The sequence below is a fragment of the Pseudomonas sp. JQ170C genome (genome assembly GCF_035581345.1).
Classification (GTDB): Bacteria; Pseudomonadota; Gammaproteobacteria; order Pseudomonadales; family Pseudomonadaceae; genus Aquipseudomonas.
In genome coordinates, this window is record NZ_CP141608.1 from 4,420,660 (window position 1) to 4,438,706 (window position 18,047).

An 18,047-nucleotide genomic window follows, 5' to 3' on the forward strand; every position below is an offset into this window, starting at 1 on the left:
TTGCTGTAGGAGCGGGCTTGCCCCGCGATAGCGGTGTGTCAGACACATTGCATCGCGGGGCAAGCCCGCTCCTACAACGTGAGCCAAAACAAAAAGCCCCCGGTCTTTTCAGACCAGGGGCTTTTCTAAAAGTGGCGGTGAAGAAGGGATTCGAACCCTTGATACAGTTTCCTGTATACACACTTTCCAGGCGTGCTCCTTCAACCGCTCGGACACTTCACCGGGTATCTTCAGGCCGTTCAGCCCGTCGAGGTGCGCTAATGTAGTCGAAAGTGATTCGCTTGGCAAAGGTTTTTTTCAGAATATTCATGCGCTTAAGCCTGATAACGAAAAAGGCCGGGGGCGATGGCATAGCCGCCAATCTCTGGCGTGCTTCGGCAACCCTTCCCTTGGCTCCCCCGCAGGCCAAGGCAAGCGGCAGCAACGCTGACCGGCCAGTCAGTCACGGCGCTTTACCTCGCTGCCCGGCCTGAGTAACGTCTGCCCCACTCCCCTTTTAGGAACCCTGTCATGAGTGAGCTGATTTCCTACCACCTTGAAGACGGTATCGCGACCCTGACCCTCAACAATGGCAAGGTCAACGCCATCTCGCCTGACGTCATTGCCGCCTTCAATGGCGCCCTGGACCAGGCTGTGCAAGATCGCGCGGTGGTGATTATCACCGGCCAGCCCGGCATTCTCTCCGGCGGCTATGACCTCAAGGTAATGACCGCCGGCCCCAAGGAAGCTGTCAGTCTGGTGACCGCAGGCTCGACCCTGGCCCGGCGCATGCTCTCGCACCCCTTCCCGATCATCGTCGCCTGCCCGGGTCATGCCGTGGCCAAAGGAGCTTTCCTGCTGCTGTCGGCCGATTACCGGATCGGCGTCGAAGGCCCATTCAGCATTGGCCTGAACGAAGTGCAGATTGGCATGACCATGCACCACGCCGGTATCGAGCTTGCCCGTGACCGCCTGCGTCGCTCGGCCTTCCACCGCTCGGTCATCAACGCCGAGATGTTCGACCCGATCAGCGCCGTGGATGCCGGGTTCCTCGACAAGGTGGTGCCTGCCGAGCAACTGCAGGAAACTGCCCTGAACGCTGCGCGCCAGTTGAAGAAGATCAACATGAACGCGCACAAGCACACCAAACTCAAGGTGCGCAAAGCGCTGCTCGACAGCCTCGACGACGCAATCATCCGCGACCAGGAACACATGGGGTAATCCCCCCTACCAAGGCCTGATTGCATAAAGTTACGTAATCAGGCCGTTACGACCTCATTGAGCGTTTGCCCGCGCAAGTGCACACCCGTACACTGCGCCGCGTTTGCCTGGTGTGAGTCGTAAAATGCTTTTTCTTGTACGCATGCTCCTGTTGGGGCTGCACTTTGTTGTCATCGGAATTGTCGGTGTACTGATTGGCCTGTGCCGGCCATTCAACCCGGATAACAGCCGTATCTATGCGCGCCTGTACGGGCTGCCCGCCACCTGGCTGATGCACCTTGATGTCAAGGCCGAGGTCGGCCCGCTGTTCGACCAACCGCCTGGCTGCGTGATCATTGCCAACCACCAATCCAACCATGACCTGTTCGTGCTCGGTCACGTGGTGCCGCCACGCACCGTGTGCATCGGGAAAAAAAGCCTGAAATGGGTTCCCCTGTTCGGCCAATTGTTCTGGCTGGGCGGCAATGTGCTGATCGACCGCGGCAACGCCTACCAGGCTCGCCGCGCCATGCAGACCACCACCCGCACCTTGTGCGAGAACAACACCTCGATCTGGGTATTCCCCGAAGGCACCCGCAACGCCGGCGATCAGTTGATCCCGTTCAAGAAAGGCGCCTTCCACATGGCCGTGGAGGCCGGTGTGCCGATCGTGCCGGTGTGTGTCAGCCGCTATGCCCGACGCCTGAGCCTGAACAGCTGGCGCCGCAGCACAGTCATCATCCGCTCCCTGCCCCCCATTGCCACCAGCGGCCTGACCCAGCAGGACGTGCCGGCCCTGGCCGAGCAATGCCGGATTCAGATGCAGCGCTGCATCGACCTGATGGAGGCTGAATTGCAACAGGCCTGAGTGGTTGCTCAATTCTGTGTGGCAGACCAAGCTACTGGCACGAAAATCAGAAGAAGCGAACCACCATGGGACGAGTCGTTGCGGCGGCGGTGTACAGCGCCGGCAGAAAGGTCACCAACATCAGCATCGATGAAGGCAGTCAGTGGGCGAGTAAACCTGGGCATTTCGTCTGGATCGGGCTGGAAGAGCCCAATGCCCAGGAGCTGGCCAACCTGCAATGCCAGTTCAACCTGCATGAACTGGCCATCGAGGATGCGCTGGAGAAGCACAGCCGGCCCAAGCTCGAGACCTTTGGCGATGCGCTGTTCATCGTCACCTACTCGCCGGTTCGCCACGAAGGCAAGCTGGAGTTCATCGAGACCCACATCTTCGCCGGCAATGGCTACATCATCACCTGCCGCAATGGCCACTCAAAATCCTACGCCCTGGTGCGCCAGCGCTGCGAAGCACGGCCGCTATTGCTGGAGCATGGCGAGGACTTCGTGCTCTACGCCCTGCTCGACTTCGTCACCGAGAACTATCAACCGATCGGCGAAGCCATCCACGGCGAAATCGAAGAGCTGGAGCAAAACGTACTGAGCAACTCGCTCCAGGAAGAAGACATCCGCCGCCTGCACAGCCTGCGCCGCGACATCCTGCGCCTGCGCCGCTATGTGGCGCCCATGGTTGAAGTCAGCGAAGAATTGCAGCGCCTGACCTTCCCCTTCATCGACAAGAACATGCGCCCGTATTTTCGCGATGTGCAGATTCACGTCACCCGCCAGATGGAAGACCTGTCCGGAATCCGTGACATCGCCAGCCAGACCATCGAGATCGGCATGCTGCTGGAGTCGTCACGCCAGAGCATCGTGCAACGCAAGTTCGCCGCCTGGGCGGCGATCCTGGCATTTCCCACGGCAGTGGCGGGCATCTACGGGATGAACTTTCAGAACATGCCGGAACTGAGCTGGCATTACGGCTATTTCGCCGTACTGGGTGGGATCGCCGTGGGCTGCACGGCGTTGTTTGCCAGTTTCAAGCGGTCCGGCTGGCTGTAACGAACAACCTCAGGCCGACGTGCCCTGAGGCTTGTGTGCCACGAAACGCATCATCCATTCGGCGACCGTGCTGCCCTGATGCTCGTGCGCCAGGCTGTCGATACCTTTGCGGTACACCTCCTGGCCGAGGTTGTCCTGGCGCAGCTCCAGCAACGCACGGGAATAGTCGTGGATAAACTCCGGGTGCCCCTGGAAACACAGCACCTGGTCGCCGATGTGATAGGCAGCATTCGGGCAGAAATCGCTGGAAGCAATCACGGTGGCGTTTTCCGGCAGGCGGGTCACCTGGTCCTGGTGGCTGATCAACAGGGTCAATTCTTCGACTTGCGGGCTCATCCACGGCGCCTTGGCGTTCATCACATAGCGGTGGATGCCCACGCCCCAGCCCTGGGTGGCACGCTCGCTCTTGCCGCCCAGCAGCAGCGCCAGCAACTGATGGCCGAAACACACGCCCAGCAACTTGTCGCCGCGCTGGTAGCGATCGAGCAGGAACGTCTTGAGTTTTTCGATCCAGGGATCATCACCGAACGAGTCGGCCTTGCTGCCAGTCACCAGGTAGGCATCAAATACCTGGTCATCATCCGGGTATTCGCCGTTCAACACGTTATAGACGCGAAACTCTGCGGCGATCGGCTGGCGGGTGAACAGTTGCTCGAACATCCGTCCGTAGCCCTGATACTGATCGACCAGCTCGGGTCGCAGGACGTCGGTTTCCAGGATGCAGATGCGTAACGACATAGATTTAGTCCTGAACGACAAAAGGCGGGATTGCCCCCTAGAGCCTGCCCCGAATAAGGCCTGCAAGCAAGTAGGATGCACTGACGAACGGTCACCTGTGGTGGATCCAGGCGCTGAATGCTCGAAAGCGTCTAGCAAGGGGAAATGTTGTCAGATGGCACTTGGCCTCATAGCCAAAAAACACAGTAATGAATAGAAACATACGAAAGCGTTCTAAAACATCACTGACGTTGACCCTAAGGTTAGTTGTATACCCATTAGCAAAGGTTCGCGTCTGGACGTCAAACCGCGTTACCCGTTTGCCGGATCGACGACAAGGAAGCCATTGGGCACTCAGGAATAACAACAAGAAGGCGGTCAGCCATGTTCAAACAATCCAAAGTACGTCAAGCCGGGCTCATTCTCTTCGCCACAACATTGCTGTTGATTCTGCCGAACCTGTCACGCCTGTTCGGCTGACCTCTCTCTGGCCTTATGCGATGGCGCACAGGTACTCTGCCAGCCCTGATGGTTGGAGTCTGCCCATGCGCCACTGCCTCACCCTGCTGTTGACCTTGCTCTGCCTGCCCCTGCAGGCGGCTCAACTGTCCCTGGAACTGGGCACTGTCAGCCGTCAGTGGCAAAGCGCCGAGCTGCTTGCCCATCCGCAGGCGCAAACTATCGAGATCCCGGACGATGTGTCCTACAAGAAAACCATGCACTACCGCGCCGTCCCCCTGGCGGTACTGCTGGAAGGCATAGCCCCCGACGATCACCTGCAAGCGGTGGCCGATGACGGCTTTGCCGCCGAGATGCCCGCCGCGCCCCTGCTCAAGAAAGGCCCCGCACGCGCCTGGCTGGCCATTGAGGACCCTGCCCATCCTTGGCCTCCGCTGGGCCAGGACAAACCCAGTGCCGGTCCGTTCTATCTGGTCTGGACTCAACCGCAAGCCGGACGTATCAGCCCGGAACAATGGCCCTTCCAGGTGGCCAGCATTCGCCGCCTGGCGCCGGTGGCCGAACGCTTCCCCGCGTTGCTGCCTGCAGCCGACCTGGCCAGTGGCGACCCCATCAACCTGGGGTTCACCCTGTTCCAGAAGAACTGCCTGGCCTGCCACCGCCTCAATGGCGCCGGCGATGCGCAGTTTGGCCCCGACCTCAATGTGCCCCACAATCCCACCGAATACTTCCAGCCAACTTTCCTTCGCCGTTACATCCGCGACCCGCAAAGCCTGCGTCAATGGCCACAAGCCAAGATGCCCGGCTTCAGCAGCGCGGTGCTCAGCGACCCGGAACTGGATGCACTGCTGGCCTATCTTTCGCACATGGCCACCCGCAAACACCCCTGACCTCTATTGCTGCTGAGCTTTAAAGCCGGGCGTGACCAACACCTTGGCATGCATCTGCTCGAAGCCGCCGCCCCGACGCATGCCGCGCACCGGGCAGGCATCCAGGTAATCCAGGCCCACCGCAAGCTTCAGGTGACGCTCGGGGCGGTCCAGCTGGTTTGTCACATCGAAGCTGTACCAGGCGTCATCGAGCCAGGCCTCGGCCCAGGCATGACTGGCCATCTGCTGGCTGTCACTGTCGAACAGGTAACCCGAAACGTAACGCGCCGGTACGCCCAGGCTGCGCACACACGCCAGAAAGGCATGGGTATGGTCCTGGCACACACCGGAACCGGCGGCGAAAGCCTGGGCAGCACTGGTATCTACCGCCGTGGTGCCAGGGCGATACGCCATGCGCTGGTTCAACGCATTCATCAATTCGATCAGTGCCGAGCGGTCCCGGCGCTTGCGGCATTGCTGGCTGGCAAAGGCGCGCATGGCTTCATCGGCCTCGGTCAATCGGGTAAAGCGCAAGAACGGCAATGGTGACTGCGCTTCATGCTCGGCTTCACGGCTCTCGTCGATTTCCACCAGGCCGCGGGCACCGATGATCAGGTCCGAGTGCGGCTCGTCCAGACTCAAGACGTGGAGGATGTTACCGAACGGGTCCAGCTGTGCCCGCACCGGGCGCGGCAGGTCTAGCTGCCAGGCGAGAACCTGTTGGCGCTCGCTGTCGTGGGGCGTCAGGCGCAGGTACTGGATACTGGCCCGAACCTGGTCCTCATAGTGATAGGCAGTTTCGTGGCTAATGGTCAGTCTCATACGGCCTCCAGGTACGCGCTTTGAATGGCATTGCCCAACTGGCGCACCAGTGGGATGTAATGGGTCAGCCAGGGGTGCAGGCCTTCGGCAAGGATCTCGTCGATCCCGGTGTAGCGCAGGCGCGCATCGACTTCGGCTGCCAGGCGCTGCGCGGCACGGCCGTTGCTGCCCGGCAGGCTGGCCAGGATCAGGTCGATTTCTTCGGTGCAGGCACGCAGCGAGCGCGGCACATCGGCGCGCAGCAACAACAGTTCGGCCACATGCCGTGCCGCGGGCGCATCGCGATAAATCTCGGTGTAAGCCTCGAATGAAGACAGCGCCCGCAACAAGGCACTCCACTGGTAATAGCCCCGGGCGGAACTGTCGCTGACCGCCTCGGCCTCCTCGCCAAGCATCTCGTAGCGGGCGTCCAGCAGGCGCAGGGTGTTGTCGGCGCGCTCAATGAAGGTGCCCAGGCGGATGAAGCGGAACGCATCGTTGCGCATGATCGTGCCGTAGGTGGCACCGCGGAACAGGTGGGAGCGCTCCTTGATCCATTCGCAGAAACGGCTCATGCCGTACCGGCCAAGGCCCTGCTCGGCAATACCGCGAATCTCGAGCCAGGTGGCGTTGATGTTTTCCCACATGTCGGCGGTGATCCGCCCCCGTACCGCATGGGCACTGGCGCGGGCCGCGCCCAGGCAGCTGTAGATACTGGCCGGGTTGTCCGGGTCCAGGGCGAAGAAGTGCAGCAGGCGTTCGGCGTGCAACTGGCCATGGCGTTCCAGATAGTCGTCCAGCGTGCCGGTGATCAACAACGGCATGGCCACTTCATCCAGGCCGTCGCCCCGGCCGTCCTGGGGCATCAGCGACAGCGAATAGCTGACATCGAGCATGCGCGCGAGGTTTTCCGCCCGCTCCAGGTAACGCGACATCCAGTACAAATCAGAGGCAGTTCTACTCAACATGACTTAATCCTCGACCACCCAGGTGTCCTTGGTACCGCCGCCCTGGGACGAGTTGACCACCAACGAGCCTTCACGCAGCGCCACCCGGGTCAGGCCGCCGGGCACCACGCGGGTTTCCCGACCGCTGAGCACGAAGGGACGCAGGTCGATATGACGGGGCGCGATGCCGTTTTCCACGAAGGTCGGACAGGTCGACAGCGACAGCGTCGGCTGGGCGATGTAGGCCGCGGGCCGGGCCTTGATTCGCGCGGCGAAGGCCTCGATTTCGGCGCGGGTCGCCGCAGGCCCCACCAGCATGCCGTAGCCGCCCGACCCCTGGGTTTCCTTGACCACCAGCTCTGGCAGATGCGCCAGCACATGGGACAACTCTTCGGGCTTGCGGCACTGCCAGGTCGGCACGTTCTTGAGAATGGGCTCTTCGTCCAGATAGAAGCGGATCATGTCGGTGACGTAGGGATAGATCGACTTGTCGTCGGCCACCCCGGTACCAATGGCATTGGCCAGCACCACGTTGCCGCAACGATAGGCCGAGAGCAGCCCGGGCACCCCAAGCATCGACTCGGGATTGAAGGCCAGCGGATCAAGGAAGGCGTCGTCCAGGCGCCGGTAGATCACATCCACTGCCTTGGGGCCGTCGGTGGTGCGCATGAACACCCGCTCGTCACGCACAAACAGATCCGCCCCCTCGACCAGTTCGACGCCCATTTCCCGGGCCAGGAAGGCATGCTCGAAAAATGCGCTGTTGAAACGCCCCGGCGTGAGTACCACCACGCTCGGGTTATCCAGGGGGCTCGCGCTTTTGAGGGTGTCGAGCAGCAGGTTGGGATAGTGGTCGATCGGCGCGATGCGCTGGGCCGCGAACAGTTCGGGGAACAGCCGCATCATCATCTTGCGATCTTCGAGCATGTAGCTCACACCACTGGGGGTGCGCAGGTTGTCTTCGAGCACGTAGTAGCTGCCGTCGCCATCACGCACCAGGTCGACGCCGGAGATGTGTGCATAGATATCGCGGTGCAGGTCCAGCCCCTGCATTGCCAGTTGGTACTGCTCGTTGGCCAGAACCTGTTCGGCGGGAATGATCCCGGCGCGGATGATCCGCTGGCCATGGTAGAGGTCGGCCAGGAACAAGTTGAGCGCCTTGACCCGCTGGATACAGCCCCGCTCCACCACCCGCCACTCACTGGCCGGGATGCTGCGGGGAATGGTGTCGAAGGGGATCAGGCGCTCGGTGCCCTGCTCGTCGCCGTAGAGGGTGAAGGTGATGCCGGCGCGGTGAAACAGCAGGTCGGCCTCGCGCCGACGTTGCGCCAGCAGTTCCGGCGGGGTGTCGGCCAACCAGCGGGCGAACTCCCGGTAGTGCGGACGGACATGGCCGTCTGCGCTGTACATCTCGTCATAAAAGGTGCGGATCATGCCGAACTCCTTGTCACCCGTGCACCTGAGCTATCGCAAGCCCCGTGCCAGCGGCATAACTCCTTGGATTTCAATAGGTTGTATTTAAAACGCAAAGCGGTTGCACCAGATGTGTGCAACCGCTTCGATTGCTTTGCGTTCAACGCCTCATTGCGAAGCGTTGTTCAGGCCAGCGGGCGCTCCTGTTTCACGCCCCAGCCTTCGATTTCCCCACCCAACGGCGCGATCACCGCTTCGAAGTCCTGCTCGAATTCGCCGATACCGCCATAGGTGGCATACATCACTTTGCTCAATTCCAGGTGCCAGGCACCGTCGTCGCGCTCGCGCACCTGTGCGCTCAGCGACTCCCCGCGAAACTGTCCTGCTGCCCGTCGTGCCCGTGCCTCATCGGGAAATACCGCATAAAACTCGATGGGATGAATCTGGGCGAAGTTGAAACCACCCTCTTTCATCTGTCGCAATACGGTGCTGCTGATGTCCTCGTATTGGCTGCTCATGAATCGTCCTCCTAACTACCGATGGATAGACTTTCAGTGCAAAACGCACCTGCCCGCCACACAAGCTGTGCGGGGGCAATTCGAGCTGATGCATGACGTGGATCGGCAAGCCCAGGCTGTTACAAAAAACGACCCGACCTTGATTGCAGCGTAGCGGCAAGTTGACAGCTGTGCCAGAAAACAGCGGGCTCAGGGCTTTTCCGTGATGGAGGTGATCTCCACACCGCTCTGCTCTTTGAGCCACTTGGCGGTGGGTGCGCTGGCGCGGTCCTGGAAATCATTGAGGTCCAGTTCGTCCATGACCGGAAAGAGGTGGGAGCGAATCAGCCGCGCGGCCTCTTCGACACTGGGCTGTTGCTCACAGGTGACGGGGAGCGAGGTACGCTCGCCCTTTTGATCAACAAAAGTAATTTCCCACGCTTTCATTGGATTCTCCTCAGTACGGACACTCAGGGTGAATCGACCTACCTTCCGTTGACCCGCGGCGCAGGTGAATGTTCAGCCGCAACGCGCCATCGGCCAAAAAAAAGAGGCCCGATGGGCCTCTTTTTTCAGTACAGGACTGGCGCTTACTCAGGAATGCCGTGGACGACACCTGCCGTGTTGTCCATCAAGCTCTTGGTGGCGGTCTGGATGAACGACTCAAGCTTGTGAGTCAGGTCCTTCTGGTCCGGGCTTTCGATCAGCTCGGCCTTGAAGTTGGCGCCCAGCTGATAGCGATACATGCGCGGCGACATATCCTTGGACTCGATCAGGATGCGATCACCCTTGATCAGGCCGACAATCTGCTCGCTGCCCGATGGCTTGATCATGCCGAAGCCCTCATCGCCAGCCGGCAGGTTCAGCAGATCACGGCCCCAGCACTGGTGACGGGTTTCGCCGCCCAGTCGACCCATGATGGTCGGCACGATGTCGATCTGGGTTCCCACGGTGTGGTTCACCGCGCCGAACTTCTCCTGAATGCCGGGGGCAATCAGCAGCAGCGGTACGTTGAAACGCCCCAGGTCCAGCTCGGTGACCTGCTGGTGGTTACCGAAGCCGTGGTCGCCGACGATGACGAACAGGGTCTCTTTGAAGTACGGCTCCTTGCGCGCCTTCTCGAAGAACTGGCCCAGGGCCCAGTCGGAGTAGCGCATGGCGGTCAGGTGCTGGTCCAGACGGCCCTGGCCGGTCACAGGCTCTACCGGAAGATCCTTGGGCAGCGCGTACGGCGTGTGGTTGGACAGGGTCTGTAGCAGCGCATAGAACGGTTTCTTGCCGTAGTTCTTGGCCAGTTCTTCGGCGCCACGGTCGAACATGTCCTGGTCGGACACACCCCAGGTCGGGTCGGAGAACACCGGATTGACGAAGTCATTGCGGCCGATGAAGGTGGTCATGCCCTGGTTGCCGAAGAAGCCCGACTGGTTATCCCAGGCAAAGTCGCCGTTGTAGACGTAGACATCGTCGTAGTCACGGGCGCTGAGCAAGGCTGGCAGGCCGGACAATTTGTGGCCGCCCTCGGGGGTCTGCATCAAGTACTCGAAACCTGGCAGGTTCGGGTAGCAGGCCATGGTGGCGAACATGCCCTGGTGGGTATGGGTGCCATTGGAGAAGAAGCGGTCGAACAGCAGGCCTTCTTTGGCCAGCTTGTCGAAGTACGGGGTGATGTTGTTCGGGCTGCCCAACGCGCCCACCGAGTGGCCGGCGAAGCTCTCCATCAGGATCACCACGACGTTCTTGATCGGCAGGGTATTGTCGGCCGGCGGGGTGAAGTCACGGCGCACGGCGGCGCTGTCGGCATCGACCAGTTTGTCGTTGTCGGTCAGCAGCATGTCGCGCACGGCCTGGGTGGCCTGGCCTTGCTCGATGGTCGACTTCCAGATGTTGGCACGGTCTTCACCGAACCGGCTCTTGGCCGCGTCGATGAGGGTCAGGGTGCCGTTGAGGCCCAGTTGGTTGACGAAGTTCGAGTCGGTGGTGAAGGCATCGCCCCAACGCATGGGCGGGCCCTGGCGCAGGGTGCCGCGGGCAGCGATGACCGCGACCAGCAGGATCATGAAGAACACCACGCCACGCACATACCAGGGCGCCACGCTGCGGCTTCCGGCCACGTTGTTCTCATAGGTGCCACGCGGACGGGTCAGGCGGTCGATGCCCTTGAACACAAGGCTCAGCAGCCAGGTACCGAAAATCCACGCCAGCAGGTAACGCACCACCGGGAAGCCGTACCAGAGCATGCTCAGTACGGTCTTGGGATCTTCCTTCACGTATTGGAACACCAGGCCGTTGAGGCGCTGGTGGAACTCGCGGTAGAAGTCCAGCTCCATCAGGCCCAGGAACATCACGATGCTCGAGGTGATGGTCAACCACGCCCGGAACAGACCGCGCGCGGCCATGGCGCGAGCACTGAGGACGGCCAACAGCAGCGGGATGCTCAGGTAGACCACGACCCGCAAGTCGAAGCGCAGCCCATTGAGAAAGCCCTCGGCGACAGTCGACATCGGCGTGTCGCCAATCATGTCGCTGTTGTAGATCAGCAGTGCCAGGCGTACCAGGCTGAGCATCAGCATGATCACCAGGCCGCACAGCAGGGTGTAGGCCAGGTGCGATTTTAGCGTTGGTTGCAGCGGGCGCGACGCAGCCCGCTGATCACTCAAGGCGTCCGTGTTAGCCATGGATTGGAAGATCCCTAGGATTGATTCAAGAAGGCGAAAAAACGAATCGGCAAATGTGCACTAAACCCGAGGGCAATGCACGGCCATTCGGCGAATGGATAATTGCGCGCGCGGATTTTCCATAATCGAATGTGAAAATTTCGTTGTCCTGCCGGCCGCTGGCGTTGCCGATGACGACAAGTCCCCTGTGTGCGGTATCTTTGCCTACTCAACTCGCAACCGGCTTCCTGTCATGTATTACCGCTACCTGCCCAGCCCGCTTGGCCCCCTGTTACTGGCGGGTGACGAACATGGACTGCACCTTGTCCACATGGACGCCGCACAGCCCTGGGAACTGCCGACCCAATGGCAGCTCGCAGGCAATCAACTGGATGAAGTGGCGCGTCAGCTGGATGAGTACTTTGCCCGCACACGGGAGCAGTTTCAGCTCCGGCTGGCGCCTCAGGGCACGGCGTTTCAGCGCGAGGTCTGGGCTGCCTTGCAACGTATTCCCTACGGCACGACCTGCAGCTACGGCGACCTGGCGCAGCAGATCAATCGTCCGCGGGCCGTTCGCGCGGTCGGGACCGCCAACGGTGCCAACCCGATCTCGATCATCGTGCCGTGTCACCGAGTCATCGGCAGCAACGGGACGCTGACCGGGTATGCAGGGGGGGTTGAGCGCAAGCAAATATTGCTGGAGCTTGAAGGGGCGTGGTTGATCTGAAGGATGGATTTCGCGGGGCACGCTGAGCGAGCGTGCCCCGCGAAACGGTTACAACCGCACATTCCCTCGCGGCCCGGCAATCGCCCAGATAATCAAGCCCAGTACCGGCAGCAACAGGATCAACAAGATCCACAGGATCTTGGCGCCCATGCCGGCACTGCTCTTGACCACATTGATGATCGCCCAGATATCCAGCGCGAGGATAATCAGGCCTACCAGGCCATTGAAGGTGGAACCCATGGTCTCGCTCCCGTGATCGCATTCGCCCAGAAGGATAGCTGGCTATAAGCCCCATAGAGGCGATTCGTTGGCTGCGCCATGACAACGCTGGTTACACTCGAACCATCAAATTGCTTCAGTGAGGTCGCTATGCCCCCCGCTCAAAGCTCCAGCAGCCCGGCTCCGGTTTCCCTCTGGAACGCATGGCTGCAACAGGCGCAAACCACGCCCTGGCTGAGTGCCGGATTGGGCCTGAGCCTGCTGGTGGTGCTTGGCCTGTTGATGGCCAGCGCCTGGAACGCCGTACACGGCGATCATCAGGAGAACCTTCATATGGCCATGCTCGGTGGCCTTGCGGGGTTTGCCTCTACGGCCCTGGGCGCGGTCATGGCAGTGGTATTACGGGAAGTCAGTGCCCGCAGCCAGGACGTGATGCTTGGCTTTGCCGCCGGCATGATGCTCGCCGCCAGTTCGTTCTCGCTGATATTGCCTGGCCTGGATGCCGCTCGCGAGATCACCGGCAATGGTCCCTATGCAGCGTTGACCGTGGTGGTTGGCATGGGGCTTGGGGTCTTGCTGATGCTGGGCCTCGACCGCTTCACCCCGCATGAGCACGAAAGCACCGGCCCGTGCGGGCCGCAAGCCGAACGGATCAACCGGGTGTGGCTGTTCGTGCTGGCGATCACCTTGCATAACCTGCCCGAAGGCATGGCTATCGGTGTGAGTTTCGCCAATGGGGATCTGAATGTCGGCCTGCCGCTGACCAGCGCCATCGCCATCCAGGACATTCCCGAAGGCCTGGCAGTGGCACTGGCCCTGCGCGCCACCGGGCTTTCGACCCTGAAGGCCGCGCTGGTGGCCATCGGTTCCGGCCTGATGGAGCCCATCGGCGCAGTCATCGGCCTGGGCATCTCCACCGGCTTTGCCATTGCCTACCCCGTGAGCATGGGCCTGGCTGCCGGCGCAATGATCTTCGTGGTGTCCCATGAGGTGATCCCGGAGACCCACCGCAACGGTCATCAGACCTCAGCCACCCTCGGCCTGATGGGCGGCTTTGCAGTGATGATGTTTCTCGATACCGCGCTGGGTTAAACGTGTACTGCCACCCGCAGCGCCTCCAGTGCCGGTGCTGCGGCAATCCCCACCTCGGCGCACAGCTCCAGCACCCGCGCCAGGTCATCGTTGCCGACCAGCACCATCTGTAGCTCATCATCGAGCAACTGGCTGAAGTTCATCAGCACATAGCCCCCCGCCTCCTTGTTCATCGCCCCCATCTGCACCTGGATACGATTGAGTGCGGTCAATGGCTCGACCTTGGCCAATTGCTTGGATTTCAGGTTAAAGGGGACGCTCTTGTCGAAGGAGTCGACGATCTGGGCGAACAGGTCCTGGTAGGTATCGGCCTGGAACAGCACGGTGTCTGGCAGGCTGCCGACGATGATCCATTCACCCAGGGGGAACGGGAAACTGTCGTCGTAGTTGATGTCCGGGTTGGCGGCGAGGAAGGCTTGCGGGTCGGCGTAGGCCTGGGCGGCTTCGTCGGCGATACGCTCGATATCGTCTTCGCGCATGCAGCCAGCGCTGATTTTGCCGATGAGTTCGACCAGTTGGGATTTCATGAAGGGGCCCTGCGACGATAAAAAAAGTCGCCAAGGATAGCCGCAAAAGCCCCCTGGGGGTTAGCCGACCAGCGCCTGCAACTGCGCAGCGGTGTCGCTGGCGCCCATGGTCTGGGCCGCTGCGAGCGCTGTGGTGCCCTGGGCATCACGGTGCGCAGGGTTGGCACCTTTGCCCAGCAGATACTCGACGATGCCGGTGCGGTTGAACATGGCGGCCAGCATCAGTGCGGTGCGACCATCGGCTGAAGTAGCGTCGACCTGGGCGCCCTGCTCCAGCAGCAGCTGGATCATGTTCAGATTGCCCTTGAATGCCGCGCCGGCGATAGGCAACTGGCCTTTGTCGTTGGCGATTTGTGGGTCGGCGCCATGGCTCAACAGCACCCGCACCGCATCCAGATGACCGTGATAGCTGGCGAGCATCAGCAAGGTATCGCCGTTGCCATTGCGCAGGTTGACCGGCAGGCCTTTTTCCAGCAGGCGATCGAGCATGGTGGCATCACCCTGCCGGGCGCGATCAAATACCTGCTCGGCAAATTCCGCCGCTTCGTCATCATTCATCTGCACGGGCGTACGTGGGTCGGACATGGGGAACCTCCTGGTGGCCGGTAAAGCCCAAGTCTTTGTCACTAGCCACTTCAGGTCAACGTCAGATAAGTCATTGCCCCGACAGCGTAAATCTATTGGCCAGGCCGTCATGCAAAATGCACGGCGCAAACTGCACGGCCCTGCAGAATGCACGGTGAAGCGCCCGGTAAATTACCGCAACATGCTGTTTTTAAAAGGTTTTTAAAGAAAGTAAAAACTGGCACAGTCACTGCACCCATCACTCCATGTCTGCCATCTACAGTCAGGAGCTGATATGGACCTCATCCAGGAAAAATTCGCCTCGGTATTCTCCGCCTACGCCGTCACCACCCAGGCGCGCCCCGACGGCGGCATTCTGCTGACGTTGCGTGCAGCAGATGGCAAGCAGATCAAGCGCTCGCTTTCCTACGGCCAGATGCACTGTGCCGAACAGTTGTCCTGGGCCATCAGTGCCATTCGCCGCGACCTGGCCGAGCAGGCCAGTGAATTGCCGGTGATTTCCATGTTGCAGAGCCAGCAGCGGTTTGCGTTGCCGACTTATCGATAGGTGAATGCAGCGCGGGGCAAGCCCGCTCCCACACTGTGGGAGCGGGCTTGCCCGCGTTTTTCAATCGTCCAGCCGGGGGAACCCTGCAGCGATCTTCTCACCGGTAAACGTCACCACCCCACCCTCTCGACTGTTGCCCAGGCCGATTGCCACAAACCGCGGGTCTTCCCCGAAATCGACCCAGTGCCGAATACCGGCCGGCACACAGATCAGGTCGCTCTTCTCGCACAGCACCGCATAGATGTAGTCCTCGATATGCAGGGTGAACAAGCCACGGCCGCTGGCGAAAAAGCGCACCAGGTCTTCGTCACGCGTGTGTTCTTCGAGCAAGCTGGCATCCGCCTCGCGGACAACATCAACGCTTGTGTACCCGCGTTCGCTCAGCAGCGTGTCGATGTCCTGCCGATAGGCAGCAATCACCTCCTCCTGGCTGGCACCCGACTGCAGCGACGCCTGGGCCTGCCAGCGCTCGAAGCGCACGCCGTGCTCGGCCAGGGTGGCAGCGATATCTTCAAGATGGGTCAGGACTTTGTTCGGGATATCCGGGGTGGACTGGTGATACACGGTCAGGCTGCTCATCAGGGCAACTCCTTATTCCGGCCAATGGTCACGGCCAAGGCTCAAGCCCTGTCCTCTTTCATTCGAGTCGCAATGATAACGGCTGCCGCCAGGGCGGCGACGCTGGCAATACTAAAGGTGGTAGCGGCGCCCAGCAGGTTCCAGCTGTAGCCCGAATACAACGCACCCAGCGCCCCCCCTGTCCCGGCCAGGGCGGCATACAAGGCCTGCCCCTGCCCCTGCTGGCGCGCGCCAAAACTGCGCTGCACAAAGGCGATAGCGGCGGCATGAAAACTGCCGAACGTGGCCGCGTGAAGCAACTGGGCAAACAGCAACACGCCCACATGCTCGGCAAAATTGCCCAGCAGCAGCCAACGCAGGGCAGCCAGGGCGAAACTGGCCATCAGTACCCGGCGCAACGACACGCGGGCCAGAATCCAGCTCATGGCCAGGAACATCAACACCTCGGCCACCACGCCCAGGGCCCAGAGCATGCCGATGATGCCGCGGCTGTAGCCCAGATGCTCCAGGTGCAATGTCAGGAAGGTGTAGTACGGGCCGTGACTGAGCTGCATCAGTGCCACACAGGTGTAAAACGCCGCCACACCCGGGCTGGCCAGTTGCTTGAGAAAGCCTCCCCCGCTGCTGCGCTCGTTCTGCCCGGGTGGCTGGGCGTTGGGTACCCAGAGGCTCGCCAGCACAATACCGGCCATGATGATCACCAGCGCCAGCGGATACACATCCAGGCTCAGGCCATCGAACAGACGCCCCAGGCCCACCACGGTAAGAATGAATCCGATCGACCCCCACAAGCGGATCTGGCTGTAACGCGCAGTCTGGCCCTGCAGGTGCGCCAGGGTGATGACTTCAAACTGCGGCAACACCGCATGCCAGAAGAAGGCATGCAACGCCATCACCAGCGCCAGCCAGGCATAGCTCTTGTCGAAGAAGATCAGCGAGAAGGTCGCCAGCGTGGCCAGCGCCCCCAGGCGCACGATCAGCAGGCGCTGACCGCTGCGATCACCCAGCCAACCCCAGAGGTTGGGCGCAATGCAGCGCATGAGCATGGGAATGGCGACCAACTCGCCGATACGCGCGCTGGAAAAGCCCAGGTGATCGAAATACAGCGCCAGAAAAGGCGCTGTAGAACCGAGCAAGGCAAAGTAGAACAGGTAGAAGCTGGACAACCGCCAGTAAGGAATCGGCGCCACGGCTCAACAGGCCGCGGCGCGATTGGCACGTGCTGGCATTACAGTTGGCCCAGTACCGGAGTGGTCACTTTCACGTCGGCATTCTGCCCGCGATGACGCAGCAGGTGATCCATCAGCACGATGGCCATCATCGCTTCGGCGATCGGTGTTGCACGGATGCCGACGCACGGGTCGTGACGACCTTTGGTGATCACTTCCACCGGATTGCCGTGGATGTCGATGGAACGCCCCGGCGTAGTGATGCTCGACGTCGGCTTCAGGGCCAGATGGGCGACGATTGGCTGGCCGGAGGAAATCCCGCCGAGGATGCCGCCGGCGTTGTTGCTGAGGAAACCTTCAGGGGTCATCTCGTCACGGTGCTCGGTGCCGCGCTGGGCGACGCTGGCGAAACCGGCGCCGATCTCTACGCCCTTGACCGCGTTGATGCTCATCAGGGCATGGGCGAGTTCGGCGTCCAGACGGTCGAAGATCGGCTCGCCCAGGCCAGGCGTGACGCCTTCGGCGACCACGGTGATCTTGGCACCTACCGAGTCCTGGTCACGGCGCAGCTGGTCCATGTAGGCCTCCAGCTCCGGGACCTTGTCGGGATCAGGGCTGAAGAAGGCGTTCTGCTCGACCGAATCCCAGGTCTTGAACGGGATTTCGATCGGGCCGAGCTGGCTCATGTAGCCGCGGATCTGAATGCCCTGGGTCGCCAGGTACTTCTTGGCAATGGCACCGGCCGCTACGCGCATTGCGGTTTCACGCGCCGAGCTGCGACCACCGCCACGGTAGTCGCGCTCACCGTACTTGTGGTGGTAGGTGTAGTCGGCGTGTGCCGGGCGGAACAGGTCCTTGATCGCCGAATAGTCCTTGGACTTCTGGTCGGTGTTGCGAATCAGCAGGCCGATGGAGCAGCCGGTAGTACGCCCCTCGAACACGCCCGACAGAATCTCGACTTCATCGGCTTCCTGGCGCTGGGTGGTGTGCCGGCTGGTGCCGGGCTTGCGCCGGTCAAGGTCGTGCTGCAAGTCGGCCAGCGAGATCTCCAGGCCCGGCGGACAGCCGTCGACAATGGCGACCAACGCCGGACCATGGCTCTCGCCAGCGGTGGTGACAGTGAACAGCTTGCCGTAGGTATTGCCGGACATGCAGGACGCT

The 18,047-nt window shown here is 61.3% G+C and carries 20 protein-coding genes and 1 tRNA gene; 7 read left to right on the forward strand and 14 right to left on the reverse strand.

Annotation, left to right across the window (positions count from 1 at the left end; all coding sequences use genetic code 11):
- Positions 1-132: 132 nt before the first annotated feature.
- Positions 133-222: transfer RNA gene (locus U9R80_RS20090), tRNA-Ser, on the reverse strand.
- A 288-nt stretch (positions 223-510) separates the two neighbouring features.
- Here U9R80_RS20090 and U9R80_RS20095 point away from each other — a divergent pair.
- From U9R80_RS20095 to U9R80_RS20105, 3 genes are all read left to right on the forward strand, one after another.
- Positions 511-1,200, forward strand: a complete 690-nt coding sequence (locus tag U9R80_RS20095) for a crotonase/enoyl-CoA hydratase family protein (RefSeq protein ID WP_301839438.1) — start codon at positions 511-513, stop codon at positions 1,198-1,200.
- Positions 1,201-1,324: 124 nt separating this feature from the next.
- The gene (locus U9R80_RS20100) at positions 1,325-2,047 is read left to right on the forward strand and encodes a lysophospholipid acyltransferase family protein (protein ID WP_301839437.1); all 723 of its coding nucleotides are present in this window, start codon (positions 1,325-1,327) and stop codon (positions 2,045-2,047) included.
- Positions 2,048-2,112: 65 nt separating this feature from the next.
- The gene (locus U9R80_RS20105; RefSeq protein ID WP_301839436.1) at positions 2,113-3,084 is read left to right on the forward strand and encodes a magnesium and cobalt transport protein CorA; all 972 of its coding nucleotides are present in this window, start codon (positions 2,113-2,115) and stop codon (positions 3,082-3,084) included.
- A 9-nt stretch (positions 3,085-3,093) separates the two neighbouring features.
- Here U9R80_RS20105 and U9R80_RS20110 read toward each other — a convergent pair whose 3' ends face one another.
- Entirely contained in the window at positions 3,094-3,822 is a 729-nt protein-coding gene (locus U9R80_RS20110; RefSeq protein ID WP_301839435.1) for an amidotransferase, read from the reverse strand.
- Between the two features lie 524 nt (positions 3,823-4,346).
- On the opposite strand from U9R80_RS20110, the gene U9R80_RS20115 reads away from it, so the two are divergent.
- On the forward strand, positions 4,347-5,150 hold the full coding sequence (locus U9R80_RS20115) for a cytochrome c (protein WP_301839433.1): 804 nt from the start codon (positions 4,347-4,349) through the stop codon (positions 5,148-5,150).
- 3 nt (positions 5,151-5,153) lie between these two features.
- Here U9R80_RS20115 and U9R80_RS20120 read toward each other — a convergent pair whose 3' ends face one another.
- The 6 genes from U9R80_RS20120 to U9R80_RS20145 all read right to left on the reverse strand — a co-directional run bounded on the left by U9R80_RS20120 (position 5,154) and on the right by U9R80_RS20145 (position 11,462).
- Positions 5,154-5,951, reverse strand: a complete 798-nt coding sequence (locus U9R80_RS20120; RefSeq protein ID WP_301839432.1) for a transglutaminase family protein — start codon at positions 5,949-5,951, stop codon at positions 5,154-5,156.
- Entirely contained in the window at positions 5,948-6,898 is a 951-nt protein-coding gene (locus tag U9R80_RS20125; protein ID WP_301839431.1) for an alpha-E domain-containing protein, read from the reverse strand. Before U9R80_RS20125 ends, U9R80_RS20120 begins: the two co-directional genes overlap by 4 nt.
- A gap of 3 nt (positions 6,899-6,901) precedes the next feature.
- On the reverse strand, positions 6,902-8,311 hold the full coding sequence (locus U9R80_RS20130; protein WP_301839430.1) for a circularly permuted type 2 ATP-grasp protein: 1,410 nt from the start codon (positions 8,309-8,311) through the stop codon (positions 6,902-6,904).
- Between the two features lie 164 nt (positions 8,312-8,475).
- Positions 8,476-8,808, reverse strand: a complete 333-nt coding sequence (locus tag U9R80_RS20135; RefSeq protein ID WP_301839429.1) for a ribonuclease E inhibitor RraB — start codon at positions 8,806-8,808, stop codon at positions 8,476-8,478.
- 189 nt (positions 8,809-8,997) lie between these two features.
- Entirely contained in the window at positions 8,998-9,234 is a 237-nt protein-coding gene (locus U9R80_RS20140) for a hypothetical protein (RefSeq protein WP_301839428.1), read from the reverse strand.
- A gap of 143 nt (positions 9,235-9,377) precedes the next feature.
- A complete protein-coding gene (locus tag U9R80_RS20145) occupies positions 9,378-11,462 on the reverse strand; it encodes an LTA synthase family protein (RefSeq protein ID WP_301839427.1) in 2,085 nt (694 codons plus the stop codon).
- A 232-nt stretch (positions 11,463-11,694) separates the two neighbouring features.
- Here U9R80_RS20145 and U9R80_RS20150 point away from each other — a divergent pair, with 232 nt between their 5' ends.
- The gene (locus tag U9R80_RS20150; protein WP_301839555.1) at positions 11,695-12,168 is read left to right on the forward strand and encodes a methylated-DNA--[protein]-cysteine S-methyltransferase; all 474 of its coding nucleotides are present in this window, start codon (positions 11,695-11,697) and stop codon (positions 12,166-12,168) included.
- 48 nt (positions 12,169-12,216) lie between these two features.
- Here U9R80_RS20150 and U9R80_RS20155 read toward each other — a convergent pair whose 3' ends face one another.
- A complete protein-coding gene (locus U9R80_RS20155; protein ID WP_274112751.1) occupies positions 12,217-12,408 on the reverse strand; it encodes a PLDc N-terminal domain-containing protein in 192 nt (63 codons plus the stop codon).
- A 129-nt stretch (positions 12,409-12,537) separates the two neighbouring features.
- Here U9R80_RS20155 and U9R80_RS20160 point away from each other — a divergent pair, with 129 nt between their 5' ends.
- Entirely contained in the window at positions 12,538-13,479 is a 942-nt protein-coding gene (locus U9R80_RS20160) for a ZIP family metal transporter (RefSeq protein ID WP_301839426.1), read from the forward strand.
- Here the strand turns inward: U9R80_RS20160 and U9R80_RS20165 are convergent.
- Positions 13,476-14,006 (reverse strand): hypothetical protein, encoded by a 531-nt coding sequence (locus U9R80_RS20165; RefSeq protein WP_301839425.1) that lies wholly within the window; start codon positions 14,004-14,006, stop codon positions 13,476-13,478. The genes U9R80_RS20160 and U9R80_RS20165 overlap by 4 nt on opposite strands.
- 60 nt (positions 14,007-14,066) lie before the next feature.
- A complete protein-coding gene (locus U9R80_RS20170) occupies positions 14,067-14,591 on the reverse strand; it encodes an ankyrin repeat domain-containing protein (RefSeq protein ID WP_301839424.1) in 525 nt (174 codons plus the stop codon).
- 274 nt (positions 14,592-14,865) lie between these two features.
- Between U9R80_RS20170 and U9R80_RS20175 the strand changes: the two genes are divergently transcribed.
- Positions 14,866-15,138, forward strand: coding sequence for a DUF3509 domain-containing protein (locus U9R80_RS20175; protein ID WP_301839423.1), 273 nt, complete (start codon positions 14,866-14,868; stop codon positions 15,136-15,138).
- A gap of 60 nt (positions 15,139-15,198) precedes the next feature.
- Here the strand turns inward: U9R80_RS20175 and U9R80_RS20180 are convergent, their stop codons facing one another.
- The 3 genes from U9R80_RS20180 to aroC are packed head-to-tail and all read right to left on the reverse strand — an operon-like array spanning position 15,199 to position 18,037.
- A complete protein-coding gene (locus tag U9R80_RS20180; protein ID WP_301839422.1) occupies positions 15,199-15,717 on the reverse strand; it encodes a 1,2-dihydroxy-3-keto-5-methylthiopentene dioxygenase in 519 nt (172 codons plus the stop codon).
- A 41-nt stretch (positions 15,718-15,758) separates the two neighbouring features.
- Positions 15,759-16,907, reverse strand: coding sequence for an MFS transporter (locus U9R80_RS20185; protein WP_301839421.1), 1,149 nt, complete (start codon positions 16,905-16,907; stop codon positions 15,759-15,761).
- A gap of 38 nt (positions 16,908-16,945) precedes the next feature.
- Positions 16,946-18,037, reverse strand: a complete 1,092-nt coding sequence (gene aroC / locus U9R80_RS20190; protein WP_301839420.1) for a chorismate synthase — start codon at positions 18,035-18,037, stop codon at positions 16,946-16,948.
- Positions 18,038-18,047: the final 10 nt, after the last annotated feature.